We start from the raw sequence: 14,992 nt of genomic DNA, 5'->3' as shown, positions 1-14,992 counted from the left end.
GCGGTCGATCAAGGCGTTGCGCCCGAAACCAGCCTGTCGATCATGTTGCGGATCGTACGCATCTGCACGCCCTGCTGATCGGCAAAGTGGTCGCCTGTGTAACCCCACCAGTCCCAGCATCCATCCGGATTCAGACCGGGGATCGACACCGCTTGCGGAAACAACACGACAATCTGGTTATTGTCGGCCCACTGCGCATAACCCGCATGCCGGACGAACGTAGTGCCGAACAAGAGGCCGCCGCCCGGCGGCGATTCGAGCGGCAAGTAGTCCTGGCCCTGCTCGCACCCATGCAGCACGATGTGCAGACGGCAAGGCTGCCCCGCATTGCACGCGGCCGGCACATACAGCCAGCCGGTGGTGTCCATGCCCGTGGTCCAGGTAAAACTCGCAGGACGGTCAGCCGGCAGATACCGGGTCTGATCGAAGCGGATGTAGCTCCCTTTCTTCGTCGACGCAGCGGGCGGGGCAAGCGCACCCGGGCCATAGATCCAGCCGAGAATCTCCTGCGCGCCATCGACGTGACACTTGCCGATGAACGGCGACTCGGTCTTCTCGCACGCCACGCCGTAGTTCATGGTTGGCATGGTGTGGCCGGCGTTGGCGAGTTCGATCTTCGATATGTTTTGTGCCGGCACGCCAAGCGCGGCGTAATACGCCTGCAATTGCGTGACCACGGGCGACGGCACAGTGGTATCGCTCGCACCGGAGATGGTGATCACGCGTTGTGCGGCGACGTTCGCCACATCGTCGATGCCGTGGCTCGCCGACGATGCCTTAGTGAACGAAACGAGCGTCAGCACGTCAGTGCTCGCCGGCGTGACTTCGCATGCGCTGCCGGGCAGGAGCGTGCACGAGCACTTCGTCGTCGCGATCAGTTCGCTGCCTTGCGAGCAATAGTAGGGGCCGCCCGCGACCACTCCTACGCCCTTGATGATGGAAGAATAGGCGACGCCAAGCTGCACCGCCATGAACCCGCCGGCGGAGAGCCCGGAGACCGACGTCTGCGTGATATCGATGTTGAGCGCCGGTAATGGCGCAACGGTGGTCGAGTCCGCGAAAGAGCTTGCCGACAGCATCGCGAGCACCGTGGCGCAGATACACAGGATGGCTCTCATGGGCTCGTCCTTCGCGGTTCGATATGCTTCTCGTCAGCATCGCTAAAGGAATCGCCGCCCTCGCAGCAGAGTCATCTCGACACTGGCACTCGAACGGTGCACGCCACGTTCCGGCGCGGATGCATCGAATGAATTCTAGTCAATAAATCACGGCCGGGATCGAAGTTTTTCGGCAAATATAAACAGCCTTCGGTTCGCTTGCACAGGCCGCGCGAGGCACACCGAACCATGGCGTCTCCGCAGGCGCGCACAACTGCATTCACGACCTTACGATTCGCGCCACCGCGGCGTGCGTTTCTGAATGAATGCCTCGATTCCCTCGAGAGCCGCGTCGTCCAGCATGTTGCGTGCCATCGTGTCTCCGGCCAGCTGGTACGCCGTATCGATGCCTGCCTCCAGTTGCCGGTAGAACAAACGCTTGCCAGCCGCGATCGCGGCACGCGGCTTCTCACTGATGCTCGCTACGAGTTCACGAATCGCATCGTCGAGCCGTTCAGGCTTGGCGACTCGATTTACGAGGCCCCGCTCACACGCGGTTTGTGCGTCGATAAAGTCACCCGTCACAAGCATTTCGAATGCGGCCTTGCGAGACAGATTGCGTGACAGCGGCACACTGGGCGTCGAGCAGAACAATCCCAGGTTGACCCCGGACACGGCGAAGCGAGCCGTGCTTGCAGCCACTGCCAGATCGCACATCGCGACCAGTTGGCAGCCCGCCGCAGTCGCGACGCCGTGCACGCGTGCGATCACGGGTTGCGGCATGCGCTGGATCGTCAACATCATCTGCGAACAGCGAGCAAACAGAGCCTGGTAGTACTCGAACGACGGTGTGGCCCGCATCTCCTTCAGATCGTGGCCTGCGCAAAACGCCCGGCCCGCGCCCGCAAGCACGACCACCCGCGCATCCGATTCAGCCACTTCGTCCAGGCTCTTTTGCAGCGCGTCGATCAATGATTCGGATAACGCATTAAATGCATCGGCGCGGTTCAGCGTTATCCGCACCGCACCGGGCACGCCGTAGAGTTCTTTATCGATGATCACCAGCGGTTCCGGCCTTACGCTTTTGTCCACGCTTTTGTCCACGCTTTTTTCCATCCTCGCCTCCGTCATACGTCGATGGCCGCGACCGACCCTGCGCGCTTGCGCAGTTCGAACTTCTGTATCTTGCCCGTCGAAGTCTTCGGCAACTCGCAGAACTCGACCGAGCGCGGCACCTTGAAACCGGCAAGATGGGCTTTGCAATGCGCGACCAGTTCCGCCGCGCTTACTGTCGCGCCCGTCTTTAACTCGACGAAAGCGCAAGGCGTCTCCCCCCAACGAGCATCCGGCTTCGCAACGACGGCGGCCGCAAGTACCGCTGGATGGCGATACAGCACATCTTCAATTTCGATGCTCGAAATATTCTCGCCACCTGAAATGATGATGTCCTTGCTGCGGTCCTTGATCCGGACATAACCGTCCGGATTGACGACCCCCAGGTCTCCGGTGTGAAACCAGCCACCGCGCAACGCTTCCTGCGTGGCGGCCGGATTCTTCAGGTAACCCTTCATCATGATGTTGCCGCGAAACATGATCTCGCCGATGGTCTCTCCATCCGCCGGCACTTCCTGCATCGTCAAAGGGTCGCGTACCGTCACGGCATCCTGCAAGTGATAGCGCACGCCCTGCCGCGCATTCAGGCTCGCGCGTTCACCTATGTCAAGCGTGCTCCATTGAGCTTGCTGCGCACACACGGTCGCCGGTCCATAAACCTCCGTCAGGCCGTACACATGCGTCAGCTCGAAGCCGAGCCGCTCCATTCCTTCGATCATCGCAGCAGGCGGCGCCGCGCCGGCGACCATTGCGTGGACACGGTGCGTTATCCCGCCTTTCATCTCCTCGGGAGCATTGACCAGCAGGTTCTGTACGATAGGCGCGCCGCAATAGTGCGTGACTTGCTCGCGCCGGATCAGATCGAAGATCGTTTTCGCATCGACCTTGCGCAAGCACACGTTGACGCCCGCCCGCGCGGCCACGGTCCAGGGAAAACACCAACCGTTGCAATGGAACATCGGCAGCGTCCAAAGGTACACCGCGTGCTTTGGCATGTCCCATTCGAGGATGTTGCTGACCGCGTTGGTGTACGCCCCGCGATGGTGATAGACGACGCCTTTCGGATGTCCCGTTGTCCCTGATGTGTAGTTCAGGCAGATCGCATTCCATTCATCGGATGGAGGTGTCCATTCGAATGCAGGATCGCCGCTCGCCAGCAGCGCTTCATAATCGAGTTCACCAATACGCTCGCCCGGCCCGGCATACTCGGAATCGTCGACATCGATGACAAGAATCGGATGATCTGCTTTCGCGAGCGCCTCGCGCATCACGGCGGAGAATTCGCGGTCGACCAGCACCACTTTCGCTTCGCCATGATTCAGCATGAACGCGAGCGTGTTTGCATCGAGTCGCGTGTTGAGCGCGTTGAGAACTGCGCCAATCATCGGGATACCGAAATGTGCCTCGACCATCTCGGGGATATTAGGCAACATTGCAGCGACCGTATCGCCAATGCCGATGCCTCTGGCGCTCAGCGCGGAGGCCAGACGTCGTGTACGCGCATAGGTCTCGGCCCAGTCACGTCGCACCGCGCCGTGCGAAATGGCGGGCATCGCTGGATATACCGACGCCGCACGTTCGATGAAGGTCAGCGGTGTCAGCGCCGCGAAGTTGGCAGCGGTTTTGTTCAACCCCTCTTCGTACATGTCGTTGCTCATTGCATCTCCCTTGTCCCGTTCAGCCTTCTATTTTTCGTGGGTCTTTTCGAATGGCGAGGTTCGCCCTTCACGCTTCGCACTCGATATTACGCGCGATAGGACGCAGCGGCGGCGTTGTCGGTTGTAATTGCCTCGAGGCGCGCGATTTCATCTGCAACCCGTCGCGCTTCGATTCCGATATCGCGCAACATGCCGGTCGGCGAGACGATAAACCCACAGTAATGCAGCCCGGATTTTTTCTCCCCGCCGCTCGGCGGACGTGGTTGGTTCACGCCGAGGATATCGCCCTGCGGCTCCAGGAAACAGTCGCTTCGCGGGCTATACCCCGTGGCGGCAATGATTGCATCAAAGCTCCGCAAACGCCCGTCATCGAATGTCACGTCAGTCTCGCCCATCTCGCGGATATCTCCGAGGACCTCAATGTGGCCCTCCCGGACCAGTTTGACCGTACCGACGTCGATGAGCGGGATGCGTGTCGTCGCCTTGATTTGGGTAAAGGGACCCATCGGGAGCTTGCGGAAACCCAGCTTGGTGATGTCTCCGATAACGAGCCGCACGAGGGGTGCGGACAGCGCGTCAGCGAGCCGGGCAGGAAGGCGGTTCAACGCGATGGAGATAGCGAGTATGGGGACACCGAGAATCTCGCGAGGGACGATGTTCACCGGCCCGCGCACCGCCATTGCCACGCGTGCGCCGTGTTCGTGGAGATCGATCGCGATCTCGCCACCACTGTTTCCGAACCCGACGACCAGCACGCTCTGGCCGCGAAATGACTCGCCATTGCGGTACTCGCTGCTGTGCAGCATGCGGCCGCGGAAGCGCTCCTGGCCGCGCCACTGTGGCAGGTAGGGAACGGCGTTGTAGCCGGTGGCCACGACCACCCGCCGCGAATGATAGACGCCTGCAGTCGTGGTCGTAATCCATCCGGGGCCGCACGCCCGTACAGTCCTGACTTCCTCGTTGAAGTGCAGCGCCAGATCGAAATGCCGCGCATACAGTTCGAGATACCCGATCACCTGTTCGCGCGATGGATAACGTGGGGTCCCGGCGGGAAACGGAAGATACGGCAGGGCCGAGCGGTCCCGGTCGGAGTGAAGGTGCAGGCGGTCATAATGATGGCGCCAGCTCGAACCGACCTCGCCCGCCCGGTCCACAATGATGCAGGATGCTCCCCGCTTCTTCAGACACGCAGCAACCGCGAGGCCTGCAGGCCCGGCGCCTATCACGAGCGTATCTGCCTGCTGTTCCATGTGTGCCCTCACGAGGCCTCATTCCCGCCACTGCACGAGTCAGGGCAGGCTGCTTCAGTGGCCTGCGTTGAACGGGGTAGCGTCCTTCAGCCAGTGCGCGAGTTCCGGTCGCACCGTATAACGAGGCGCGGCCATCCACGCGATCAGGTCCGCGTGCAGTTGATTGAGCGTGCGCTCGTCGAAGTCAAAATCCTCATCGAGCCGGCCGCTCTGGTCATGCCGCAAGTGGATGCCCCTGACTTCATAGCCGTCCCAGTATGCAACCGTCTGCTTGTTGATATCGGCAGTGGTGCCGAGCGGCCGATTGCGCAACAGGGTGGCGAGCGCAGGTTGAATTGAGGCGTAGTCCATTTCTATAGTCCGCTGCCTCCGACTTAGAGGTGTGCAGCGCGGAAAAATTCTCATCATACGATTGGATTGCTGACAGCAAACCCCGCGCCCGCGGCGCGCGAAAAATTTCCCGCGCCGATGTCACACGCGAAGCAGGCTGGCTCGTCATGGCATTGGAACCCACACCAAAGGAGATGGAACCATGACTGCCAAACTCGATCTGTTCGCCGCCGCTCCCGCCCTGATGAAATCCTGGATGAGCGCGTCGCTCGCCACCCGCTCGGAGGAGTGAACCAGACACGCAAGCCGGCGGATGCGGCGTATGCGTCGTAGGGTTCCGACAAGGTCATGACGGACGCCACAATCCCTCAGTCTACTGCCTGAATAAAAGCAATTTGTTCGCCATGACGCTGCGCGCCGGGATTTTCGGGCGCGCAGCGTCATGCACAATTTAGCGGGGTCAAAGCGAGGTGACGGCCCTTGGAAAACAGCGAAGGCCGAGCGTTGGAGGTCGCAGTCTGCCTGGACGAGGCTATCTGGTTCGCGCATCGGCGCCGCGGCCGCGCCTGGAGTTCAACCCGCAAGCGGCAACACGGGCGGCTTTGTACTCGGCATGTCGCTGGGCGCGATGTGGACGCCCTGTGCCGGACCCGTGCTGGCAGACGTTACGATCCGCAGCAATGCGGCGCAAGCGTGCGCCGCCATCCAGCGCATCAAGCGTCTGTCATGTACATCCGCTGACGCTCTAGTTGCCGACTTCCCTGACAGTAAGATTGTTCGTTACTTTGTTCGACGGCGCAGCGCCCTTCGCAGAACTTTCTGCCAGCGCGATTTGCGATTCATCCGGCACCGTTCCGTCGAGGGTCACGACATTGTGCCTAACCAGAATCGTGATGCCAGATGAATCGAGCCCCTTTGTTTTCGTCAGCGCCCGGCGAACTGTTTTTTCGATCTGGCGATTTTGTGCCCGCACGGCTTTCTTGCCCGAAGCGGCAGGAGGCGCGCTCGACGCTGCATCACTCGAGTCTTGCGCGAAGGCGGGCAAAGCAATGAGAGCCGCTGCGGCCGTTGTCACGACGAATTTAAGCACTTGCATGATGTTCCCCAGAAAAGATGAGAAAAAACAGTCGACGAAATCTCCAGTCAGGTCCGCCTTGAGACTGGCCATGGTCTGGAGGGAATCTAATCAGAGATGCTGCTGCGCGTCGATCAGACGATGGTATTAGTCAATATGCAAGTGCTTTACACAATTGCGGCTTAAGGGATTGTGGCGTTTCCCTAAACCCCTTGAACGTATCGATCCAGTCCCTCAGCCAGCGCTGCAAACGCGACCTTACAATTCGGGTTGTAACGCAGGTCTTCATGCATGGCAAGCCAGGTATCCAGTCGAAGGGATATCTTCTTAGGGAAAAGACGAATCAGGTCAGGATCGCGGCGAGCAAGCCCCACCTGACACATGCCGATACCAAACCCCGCCCGTAACATCGCAAGCGAAGCGAGGTCGCTGTCAGTGCGTAACGCCATCAGCTCCCGGCGCAGTTCGGGTAACTGGTCCTTCACGCTGCGAATAAAAGCGGTTTCCTTGTCGAAGCCGATGAGCGCATGGTTCGCCAGCTCGTCGATATTCGCCGGCTTGCCGCGTCGCTCCAGATAGCGCTTATGCGCATGGAGCCCAAGCTCGACATCGCCAATCCGCCGCGCAATCAACACCCCCTGGCTCGGCCGCTGCATCCGCACTGCAATGTCCGCTTCGCGTTGCAGCAGGTCTTCAATCCGGTTCGACGGCATCAGTTCAATGACCAGTTCAGGGTAAGCGGCGTGCAGCGCGGTGATGATAGGCGGCAGCACTTCCACGCTAATGACGTCGCTGGCAGTAATACGGATAGTGCCGCGGACTCCCACGCCCTGACTCGACGCCGCCCGCAACAGCGCAGCACTATTGGATTCCAGAGCCTCGGCAAACGGCTTGAGCGCCAGCGCTTCCTGCGTAGGGCTAAGACCTTGTTGCGTACGGATGAAAAGCGCATAACCCATGACCTGTTCGAGCGCATCCACATGGCGCCCTACCGTCGGTTGCGTCAGCCCTAGCGAACGCGCCGCCCCCGAGAGCGAACCCTCGCGGATCACGCCAAGGAAAGTCCGGTAGAGATCCCAGCTCGGTTCAGTCTCAGTCATACAAAAATGTATATCCGCTCTATTGGTATCGATAATTTCATTTAACTGCCGCCTGCGCAAGAATAATCACCATCACATCAGGAGGCAAACATGACGAGCACTCGCACAGCATTGATTCTTGGGGCTACCGGCAGCATCGGCGGTGAAGTGGCGCGGCAACTCGTGGCGCGTGGCTGGAAGGTGCGCGCGTTGCATCGGGACCCCGCTTCGTTGACCAACCGCGACGATCGATTCGACTGGATCAAGGGTGACGCGATGAATCGTCAGGACGTTGTCGCGGCCGCAGACGGGGCGCAACTCGTTGTTCACGCGGTCAATCCACCGGGATATCGCAACTGGGCGCAACTCGTACTGCCGATGATCGACAACACCATTGCCGCGGCGCGCGCTTCAGGCGCGAGGATCGTCTTGCCTGGCACGGTCTATAACTTCGGTCCCAACGCATTCCCTGTATTGCGTGAATCCGCGTCTCAGGAGCCGCTCACGCATAAGGGTGCGATTCGCGTCGAACTGGAGCGCCGCCTGCAAGCGGCAAGCTCGGAGGGTGTGCGCAGCCTGGTCGTGCGGGCCGGCGATTTTTTCGGTCCCGGCAGTACTGGCAATAGCTGGTTTTCAGGCGGGCTCGTCAAACCGGGCAAACCCGTTCGCGCCATGTTCTATCCGGGCAAAGCGGGTATCGGACATCAGTGGGCTTATGTGCCCGACGTGGCGCTTACCATGCTGCGTCTGATCGAACAGGAAGATCGGCTGCCCGACTTCGCAGCCTTTCACATGAGGGGTCACTGGGACGCCGATGGCACGCAGATGATCGGGGCAATCAGACGCTCGGTCGACCAGCCTCGCGTCAAGGTGCGTGCGTTCCCCTGGTGGGTGCTTCCGCTGATGTCGCCATTCTCGGAGATGTTCCGTGAAATGCGGGAGATGCGCTACTTGTGGAAGGAGCCCATCCGCATGGAGAATGCTCCGCTGCTGGCTACGCTGGGTGAGGAACCGCATACGCCCTGGGATGAGGCGGTCAGGACCACGCTGACTTCGCTGCGTTGCATCTAAGCGAAACGAATATGACGGCTCCATCGAACCGGGTGTCGAAGCATCGACTTGGGGATCAACAGAATTGACAGAATCAACAAGTCATCGCCGTTTGCCAGGTCCGTCGCACCTGGCCTTTGCTGCCCGTATCGCCTCGTCAAAGCTCTCTTCAGTTGCCACATGCCGATGTTCAACAGAAACCAGCCAGTTGCCGTGCGCCAGGCACCACCTTATGCGCGAGTCCTGCAACATCAGGGAGAACCATCGCCACAAGCTTGCATCTTCCGCGTTTGCGATCGCGAGTCCCTGCAGACGCGCGATATCTATCGGATCCAAAGCACTTCGGGCAATCGAGAGTGGCGCGCTCATTGCCGCGTCCTCCATCGTATTCAGCGACGCGTCAGGGTGTTCCGCAATGGCCAGGGTCGACATGTCATTCGTCTGAGTCACCTTACTCTCCTCAAATGGCGCATTCGCGTATCAGCGACCTGCTCCTTCAAGCAGTCGTAGCGCATTGCCGCTGTAAATCATCTGCCGCTGCGCTTCAGGCAGCGCATCCACCACCGGGACCGTGCGTCGACCTTCGGGGTCGCCAATATCGAACGGATAGTCCGAGCCGAACACGACCCGCTCTGCGCCCATTGTCAGGATCGTGAAGCGATTACTGTCTTCGCTCAATGCGCAGGTATCGTAGTAAAGACGGTCAAGGTACTCACTCGGCGGCCGGGTAATGTTCTTGCGAAAATACGGGTCTGCCTCCCAACCCGTCGCCTCATAAGCTGAATTGAGACGGCCTCGCAAGAACATCAGGTTTCCACCACCGTGTGCAAGCACCAGCTTCAGTCTTGGATGACGCTCGAGCAGCCCCTCGAAGATCATCCGCGTGACGGCCAGCGTGGTTTCAAACGGCCATCCGATAAGCACATGCACCCCGTACATTCCAAACCGCTCCGATGTCACTGCGGAGGTCGGATGCATAAAAATGACGAGCCCGAGTTTCTCGATCAGCGCGAACAAAGGCGCAAACTCGGGGCCATCGAGCGGCTTGCCTCCCGCGGAACTCGGCATCATTACGCCGCGCACGCCATACTCGTCCACGGCGCGCCGCAGTTCCTGAGCAGCGACGTCGGGCTCCCCAAGGGCGAGCACCGCCAGCATCTCCATCCGCCCGCCCGATTGCTCCGCGGTGCGATGGCTCGCCCTATTCAACGCACGGACAAGCTCTACGCCTGAGGCGCCGCCCGGCCATGCGAGCATGAACGGCGGGGGCGCAAACAGCTGGAGCCCCACATCCCGTTTGCGCAGGCTCTCGAGCCGCTTGGGAAGATCGTGCAGGTTCGGATCGATCGAACTCTTGCGGTCATCGCCTTGCCGGCGAATCACCCAATACCCGTCGTCTCCGCGTTCTGCGCGAAGCCCGGCCACCGGCGTCTTCGAGAGATCGTGAATGAACTGCTCATCGAGCGCGTGTGCATGAAGGTCAATGATCAAGGCTTGCTCCTTTGATTAAATGTTGGGTCTCTTCCCAAAAGCGCCCGTATTCCGGCGCTCTCTTTTCAGTGAAAGCGGTCAATCCCTCTTGCCACTCTTGCTTCGGGACATCGAGCGGCGAACTCAGCACACGGGTCCAATCAATCGCCGCGTGCGCATGCAGATTGCGCTTGGCCGCTTTTAGCGCACCAGGCGGCACTGATTCCACGATTTGTTCAGCGAGGGACAATGCCCCTTCGACGACCTTGTCGCCGGGCAACACACGGTTAACAAGGCCGATGTCCAACGCCTCCTCCACGGACACGCGCCGGCGCGTCAGTATCAAGTCGAATGCGCGGCGAATGCCGACGACTCGAGAGAGCAACGCGAGGCCGGTATTCGGAATCACCCCGTGACCTAACTCAGGCATCGAGAACCACGCCGAGTCGGCCGCGACGACAAGATCGCAGGCGAGCGTGAGCTCCATTCCGCCGCCCACCGCAGCACCATGAACTGCAGCTACCACGGGTCGATCGAACTCGGCGATACGTTTGAACATGACCGCCGGATCTTCGTCCGGGTGCGGGCACTCCATCCATCCGTCGCGAAGATCGTCGATATTGGCGCCGGCACAAAATGCAGGTCCAGCCGCGGTTATCACCACCGCGCGTACGCCTTCGCTTAACGCGGTGTCCAGCGCACTCGACAATCCGCGGACAATCTCCCGGGACAGCGCATTGCGGCGGTCGGGATCGTTGAGCGTGAGGAGCGCAACGTCTCCACGCCGCTCATACAGAACTTCGTTCCCATTCATGCGAAAGTCTCCCTACCCTCACGGGTCAAAAGGTATGCGCGCAATTCAGGTGTGATTGGATGAGGACGTCCTGTCTCGCCATGAACGAGGACGCACACGGCTTCCGCCTTCGCGCAACAGGTGTCATCCACTCCTCCAAACAAGCCCTGCTGTACCCTGAACGATGTGTTCCCCACGTCGACAACCGTGCTTCCCACACGCACGTATCCGGGAAAATGCAACTCAGCACTGAACTCAATCAGCAGCTTCACCACCGCGAGGTTCGCCCCGTCCATCAGCGCATGAATTGAGGGCGGCGCAAAGATCTCCATGCGAGCCGCCTCGAAAAACGTCGCGATAGCTGCATTGTTGACGTGTTTGAACTGATCGGTATCTGCATTCCTCAGCTTCTCGTCGGTCCAGAATCGATAGTCACCGCCTTGCGCCGTCGAGCGTTGCGTTGACGGCATCCCGTCTTGTTCGAAGGCCGTCATACTCCCTCCTGGTGCTCCTTGGGGACCAGATGCGCACTGGCCTCGTGTTCGGTGCGCAGGTAAAGCGCGGTGGCAATCGGCTGACGCATTTCTTCCAGGATGTGGCCCACCAGGCCGACCGATCGCGCGGCAACCGCCAGTCCCCGGCAGATCTGCCAGCCAATACCCATTTCCGATGCCACCGCCCCCATCGCGCCTGTGACATTCACTGGCAAAGAACGGTTGAGCTGCCGCTCAGCTTCATGTCCGATTGCCGTCATGAGGCGAATGTAGGGTCCGTCGTATCCTGTCTCTCGCGCGACCCTGAACAGCGCAGGCGCACGAGGATCGATCGGCTTGTGAAACGGATGCCCTATTCCCGGCAAAATCTCCTTGCGCGCGCGATAGTCATCGACGATCTCGCGAGCAAGTACGTCGATGTCCGGCACGTTAAGCGGATCGGGCAGCGACTTCTGTAAAAGCCGCGCCGCGTTGTCGAGCGAACCGACGAACACCGACCCCAATCCCAACAATCCAGCGGCGACCGCCGCCTGCACCGCTTCAGGCGCACCGGCATAGGTCATGCGCGTTGCCAGCGACGATGGCGTGATGCCGTGTTCGACAAGAATGACCATCATCGCGTTGAACATGCGCAACTCGCGCTCTTCAGGCAGTCGCGCGAACAATTGCAGGAACGCCATTTGACCGAAGTCGATCTTGCCCACGATGTCTTCACAGAGATCGAGGCCGTGAACTACCACCTTGGTCGGCGTAGCCCATGCAATGTCTGATCGAATTTCAGTTTGCTTCATGATTAATCTCCCGTGATACCGATACGGTTTGAACAGGACCAAGACATTGCGACGCCATTTCCCGCAATACGCTCTTGAGGATCTTGACGCCGTTGGGACCGTCCTGTTGCGGATAGGAATCGACCGGCAGGATGCGCCGCGGAACCTTGAAGCCGGAAATTCCCCGCTTGCAGTAGGCAATCAATTCGTTCTCCGTAGCAGGTGTCTTTGAGGGACAAACAAAAGCGATAGCCACATCTCCTTCACCTTCGAGATGAACCCCGACGACCTGCGCCGCCTGAACGCCCGGATGTTGCGCGAGAAACGTCTCTATCTCGACGGGGTCGACCAGATAACCGCGCAGACGCAAGCTGTCCTTGATTCTGGCCTGGTAGAAAAACGTGCCGCCATCGGCGTACGCGAGATCGCCGGTCCTGAACCAGCCGTCCGCGGTGAACGCCTCTGCCGTCGCGACAGGATTGTTCAGATAGCTCGCCATGACGTTATAGCCGCGCAACTGCAATTCACCCTGTTGCCCGTCGGGCAAGATAGCTGCGCTTGCAGGATCGACGATTCGAAACGAGATCTCAGAGGAAATAGGCGTACCTCCCGGCATGCCCCGCTGGTGTGCGTCTCCCTCGGGGTCGCGCATCGCGGTCATCGCAAAACATTCCGACATGCCGTACAAGCCAGTGAGGCGCACGCCCCAGGATTCCCACGCCTTGGCAATGACGTTTGGGCCGAGGCTTGCATATTCCGCAAAGGCGCCACGGCGCCACGTAGCCAACGAGAAATCTCCGGCGTTGAGCACCATGTCCATCATTGCGTCCGACCCGAAGAAATGCGTCACGCGATGCCGCTCCATGGCTGCTGCGGCAGCTTCCGCCTTGAAGACCGGCAACAGCACGCAAGCAGCCCCTGAGGCGAGTGCTGCGATGGCCTGAACGAATCCAAGGACCCCATAAAGGGGAAGCGCGCAGAGCACCACGTCTCCCACACGCACGTCGTTGATTCGCCCAACGTTGCGCGCATGCCGTGCAATTCCGCCTGCCGTGTGAACGGCGAGCTTGGGCCGGCCGGTTGTTCCAGACGTTGTAAACGTGCAGAGCCGATCCGTGTCCTGGCCGTCCCACTCTGAATACGCCTCGAACGCACCCCATTCAAAGCCATCGAATTGCGGCACTTCCACAACGTGCTGCAAATCGTCGCTGCAAGCCTGAATCTCACGACCCGCGCCTGCGTAGTCGAAATCAAGAAAACGCTGCGGCACCACGAGTACGCGCGGTTTCGCCGTGCCGACAACATGCTGCGCTTCCTGCAGCTTGAATCGCGTACTGACCGGCACCATCAACGCACCAAGCTGCGCCGCCGCGAAGAAAAGCTGCAGCCACACGCCGCCGTCCGGCAACCACACCGCTACGGTGTCGCCTCGCCTGACCCCAAGCTCATATAGAAAGGAAGCGGCTCGTCGCGACGCGATCCGCAGTTCGCCGCGAGTGAACGTTCTTTCGCCATGATGCAGGGCGACAAGATCGGCATCGCCCGATTCGAGCAAATCAAATGCCATGACGACCTCCGGACACGGCAAAGGCGGCGCGCGCGATTTGAATACGCTGCATTTCCGACGTGCCTTCGCCGATACGAAACGCCCGGGCATCGCGATAAAAGCGTTCGATCGGAAGTTCGGTCATGTAACCCATTCCACCGAAGATCTGCAGCACGCGATCCGTTACCCGGCATCCCATCTCGCTCGCATAAAGCTTCGCACGGCATGCGGCTACGTGTGCTTGCGGGTCTCCCTCTTCGATCATTTCCGCTGCCGCGCGAATCAACATTCTCGCCGCTTCAATTTCCACATCATTGTCGGCAACCATGAACTGGATTCCCTGATGTTGCGCGAGATTTGCGCCAAATGCCTTGCGCTCGAGCGCGTACTCACAGGCCATTGATTGGGCACGTGCGGCAAGACCGAGTGAACGGCTCGCGGACAGCAGCCTGTCCTGGTTGATCGACTGCATCATGCCGAGGAAGCCCGCGTTGGGCTCGCCAAGAAGATCTTCATCAGGAACGAAGCAGTTTTCGAGGGTGAAGCCGTTGAGGTGGTATCCACGCCATCCCATCTTCCGATAGCGCGTCATCCCGACCACACCCGGATTGCCACGGCGAACGACAAACGTAGTGAGCTTGTTCTTCAGCGTCGCCGACGGGTCCGTGACAGCGAGCACGATGATGTAGTCGGCCGTCTCGGCGTGCGAGATGAAATGCTTGCTTCCGTTAAGCAACCAGCCCCCCGGCACTTTCTCCGCTCTGGTGCGAAGTCCGCTGAGGTCCGATCCCGCGTTAGGCTCGGTCAACGCGTACGTGACGATCTTCTGGCCTGACAAGATACCCGGCAAAAGTTCGGCTCGCTGGCGGTCATTGGTCTGGGTCAGTTGAAGCGGCAGATGACCGAATACCTCGCTCAACGGTACCGACGTATGCGTGAGCTCCTCGAGGATGGCCACTTTCGCAGCGGCCGAGAGGCCGGGTCCGCCAATACTTTCGGGAAGGTTGAACCCGTACAAGCCCAGTGCTGCAACTTCCGAGCGCAACTGGGCAAGCAACTCCGTGCTGACATCGTCATCTGTTTCGATTTGCTGTTCGAGAGGACCGAGCCGATTGCGCACGAATCGACGTGCGGTTTCCCGGATCATGGACACTTCGTGATCGATTTGAATCATGGTGTTCTCATATTTACGAAAACGATTTCGTTAGATAATGTTTGCACATGCTTGCATTGATGTCAAACACAAACATTCTCTATCTACAACGTT

General features: G+C 59.8%; 15 protein-coding genes and 1 pseudogene. 2 read left to right on the top strand and 14 right to left on the bottom strand.

Annotated features, from left to right (window positions below; genetic code table 11):
- Positions 1–8: 8 nt before the first annotated feature.
- The 5 genes from ACSOSP_RS26570 to ACSOSP_RS26550 form a co-directional block, all read right to left on the bottom strand.
- Positions 9–1,118 carry an extracellular catalytic domain type 2 short-chain-length polyhydroxyalkanoate depolymerase gene (locus ACSOSP_RS26570; protein WP_455311382.1) on the bottom strand — a complete coding sequence of 370 codons (1,110 nt, stop codon included), beginning with the start codon at positions 1,116–1,118 and terminating at the stop codon, positions 9–11.
- A gap of 267 nt (positions 1,119–1,385) precedes the next feature.
- Positions 1,386–2,213 carry an enoyl-CoA hydratase gene (locus ACSOSP_RS26565; RefSeq protein ID WP_455311380.1) on the bottom strand — a complete coding sequence of 276 codons (828 nt, stop codon included), beginning with the start codon at positions 2,211–2,213 and terminating at the stop codon, positions 1,386–1,388.
- Positions 2,214–2,224: 11 nt separating this feature from the next.
- Entirely contained in the window at positions 2,225–3,868 is a 1,644-nt protein-coding gene (locus tag ACSOSP_RS26560) for an acyl-CoA synthetase (protein WP_455311379.1), read from the bottom strand.
- 86 nt (positions 3,869–3,954) lie between these two features.
- Positions 3,955–5,118: a flavin-containing monooxygenase gene (locus tag ACSOSP_RS26555; protein ID WP_455311377.1), complete on the bottom strand. Its 1,164-nt coding sequence runs from the start codon at positions 5,116–5,118 to the stop codon at positions 3,955–3,957.
- Between the two features lie 54 nt (positions 5,119–5,172).
- Positions 5,173–5,469 carry a hypothetical protein gene (locus tag ACSOSP_RS26550; RefSeq protein WP_455311375.1) on the bottom strand — a complete coding sequence of 99 codons (297 nt, stop codon included), beginning with the start codon at positions 5,467–5,469 and terminating at the stop codon, positions 5,173–5,175.
- 523 nt (positions 5,470–5,992) lie between these two features.
- Between ACSOSP_RS26550 and ACSOSP_RS26545 the strand changes: the two are divergent.
- Positions 5,993–6,139 (top strand): annotated as a pseudogene (locus ACSOSP_RS26545) (cytochrome c biogenesis protein CcdA); the annotation flags it as partial.
- Between the two features lie 54 nt (positions 6,140–6,193).
- Here ACSOSP_RS26545 and ACSOSP_RS26540 read toward each other — a convergent pair.
- Both ACSOSP_RS26540 and ACSOSP_RS26535 read right to left on the bottom strand, forming a co-directional pair.
- Positions 6,194–6,616, bottom strand: coding sequence for a BON domain-containing protein (locus tag ACSOSP_RS26540; protein WP_455311374.1), 423 nt, complete (start codon positions 6,614–6,616; stop codon positions 6,194–6,196).
- A gap of 110 nt (positions 6,617–6,726) precedes the next feature.
- A complete protein-coding gene (locus tag ACSOSP_RS26535) occupies positions 6,727–7,623 on the bottom strand; it encodes a LysR family transcriptional regulator (RefSeq protein WP_455311372.1) in 897 nt (298 codons plus the stop codon).
- A 90-nt stretch (positions 7,624–7,713) separates the two neighbouring features.
- Here ACSOSP_RS26535 and ACSOSP_RS26530 point away from each other — a divergent pair, with 90 nt between their 5' ends.
- Positions 7,714–8,673: an SDR family oxidoreductase gene (locus ACSOSP_RS26530; protein ID WP_455311371.1), complete on the top strand. Its 960-nt coding sequence runs from the start codon at positions 7,714–7,716 to the stop codon at positions 8,671–8,673.
- Positions 8,674–8,754: 81 nt separating this feature from the next.
- Here the strand turns inward: ACSOSP_RS26530 and ACSOSP_RS26525 are convergent, their stop codons facing one another.
- Genes ACSOSP_RS26525 through ACSOSP_RS26495 form a run of 7 tightly spaced genes read right to left on the bottom strand, consistent with a single transcriptional unit; the run spans position 8,755 to position 14,899 of the window.
- Entirely contained in the window at positions 8,755–9,102 is a 348-nt protein-coding gene (locus ACSOSP_RS26525) for a hypothetical protein (RefSeq protein WP_455311370.1), read from the bottom strand.
- Positions 9,103–9,132: 30 nt separating this feature from the next.
- Complete coding sequence (locus tag ACSOSP_RS26520; RefSeq protein ID WP_455311369.1) at positions 9,133–10,143, bottom strand: amidohydrolase family protein; 1,011 nt, start codon at positions 10,141–10,143, stop codon at positions 9,133–9,135.
- Positions 10,133–10,936 (bottom strand): enoyl-CoA hydratase/isomerase family protein, encoded by an 804-nt coding sequence (locus ACSOSP_RS26515; RefSeq protein WP_455311367.1) that lies wholly within the window; start codon positions 10,934–10,936, stop codon positions 10,133–10,135. Before ACSOSP_RS26515 ends, ACSOSP_RS26520 begins: the two co-directional genes overlap by 11 nt.
- Positions 10,933–11,409: an acyl-CoA thioesterase gene (locus tag ACSOSP_RS26510; RefSeq protein WP_455311366.1), complete on the bottom strand. Its 477-nt coding sequence runs from the start codon at positions 11,407–11,409 to the stop codon at positions 10,933–10,935. The genes ACSOSP_RS26515 and ACSOSP_RS26510 overlap by 4 nt, the downstream gene beginning before the upstream one ends.
- Positions 11,406–12,200, bottom strand: a complete 795-nt coding sequence (locus ACSOSP_RS26505; RefSeq protein ID WP_455311365.1) for a citryl-CoA lyase — start codon at positions 12,198–12,200, stop codon at positions 11,406–11,408. The genes ACSOSP_RS26510 and ACSOSP_RS26505 overlap by 4 nt, the downstream gene beginning before the upstream one ends.
- Positions 12,187–13,746: an AMP-binding protein gene (locus tag ACSOSP_RS26500; RefSeq protein ID WP_455311364.1), complete on the bottom strand. Its 1,560-nt coding sequence runs from the start codon at positions 13,744–13,746 to the stop codon at positions 12,187–12,189. The genes ACSOSP_RS26505 and ACSOSP_RS26500 overlap by 14 nt, the downstream gene beginning before the upstream one ends.
- The gene (locus tag ACSOSP_RS26495) at positions 13,736–14,899 is read right to left on the bottom strand and encodes an acyl-CoA dehydrogenase family protein (protein WP_455311362.1); all 1,164 of its coding nucleotides are present in this window, start codon (positions 14,897–14,899) and stop codon (positions 13,736–13,738) included. Before ACSOSP_RS26495 ends, ACSOSP_RS26500 begins: the two co-directional genes overlap by 11 nt.
- Positions 14,900–14,992 lie beyond the last annotated feature (93 nt).

This window comes from Caballeronia sp. KNU42, from assembly GCF_053760385.1.
This window is presented reverse-complemented; position numbering and strand designations above follow the sequence as displayed.

Bases quoted from the DNA above. Each gene is read 5' to 3' on its own strand.
- ACSOSP_RS26570 (WP_455311382.1), bottom strand. From the start codon at position 1,118: ATGAGAGCCATCCTGTGTATCTGCGCCACGGTGCTCGCGATGCTGTCG.
- ACSOSP_RS26565 (WP_455311380.1), bottom strand. From the start codon at position 2,213: ATGGAAAAAAGCGTGGACAAAAGCGTGGACAAAAGCGTAAGGCCGGAA.
- ACSOSP_RS26560 (WP_455311379.1), bottom strand. From the start codon at position 3,868: ATGAGCAACGACATGTACGAAGAGGGGTTGAACAAAACCGCTGCCAAC.
- ACSOSP_RS26555 (WP_455311377.1), bottom strand. From the start codon at position 5,118: ATGGAACAGCAGGCAGATACGCTCGTGATAGGCGCCGGGCCTGCAGGC.
- ACSOSP_RS26550 (WP_455311375.1), bottom strand. From the start codon at position 5,469: ATGGACTACGCCTCAATTCAACCTGCGCTCGCCACCCTGTTGCGCAAT.
- ACSOSP_RS26540 (WP_455311374.1), bottom strand. From the start codon at position 6,616: ATGGCCAGTCTCAAGGCGGACCTGACTGGAGATTTCGTCGACTGTTTT.
- ACSOSP_RS26535 (WP_455311372.1), bottom strand. From the start codon at position 7,623: ATGACTGAGACTGAACCGAGCTGGGATCTCTACCGGACTTTCCTTGGC.
- ACSOSP_RS26530 (WP_455311371.1), top strand. From the start codon at position 7,714: ATGACGAGCACTCGCACAGCATTGATTCTTGGGGCTACCGGCAGCATC.
- ACSOSP_RS26515 (WP_455311367.1), bottom strand. From the start codon at position 10,936: ATGAATGGGAACGAAGTTCTGTATGAGCGGCGTGGAGACGTTGCGCTC.
- ACSOSP_RS26510 (WP_455311366.1), bottom strand. From the start codon at position 11,409: ATGACGGCCTTCGAACAAGACGGGATGCCGTCAACGCAACGCTCGACG.
- ACSOSP_RS26505 (WP_455311365.1), bottom strand. From the start codon at position 12,200: ATGAAGCAAACTGAAATTCGATCAGACATTGCATGGGCTACGCCGACC.
- ACSOSP_RS26500 (WP_455311364.1), bottom strand. From the start codon at position 13,746: ATGGCATTTGATTTGCTCGAATCGGGCGATGCCGATCTTGTCGCCCTG.
- ACSOSP_RS26495 (WP_455311362.1), bottom strand. From the start codon at position 14,899: ATGATTCAAATCGATCACGAAGTGTCCATGATCCGGGAAACCGCACGT.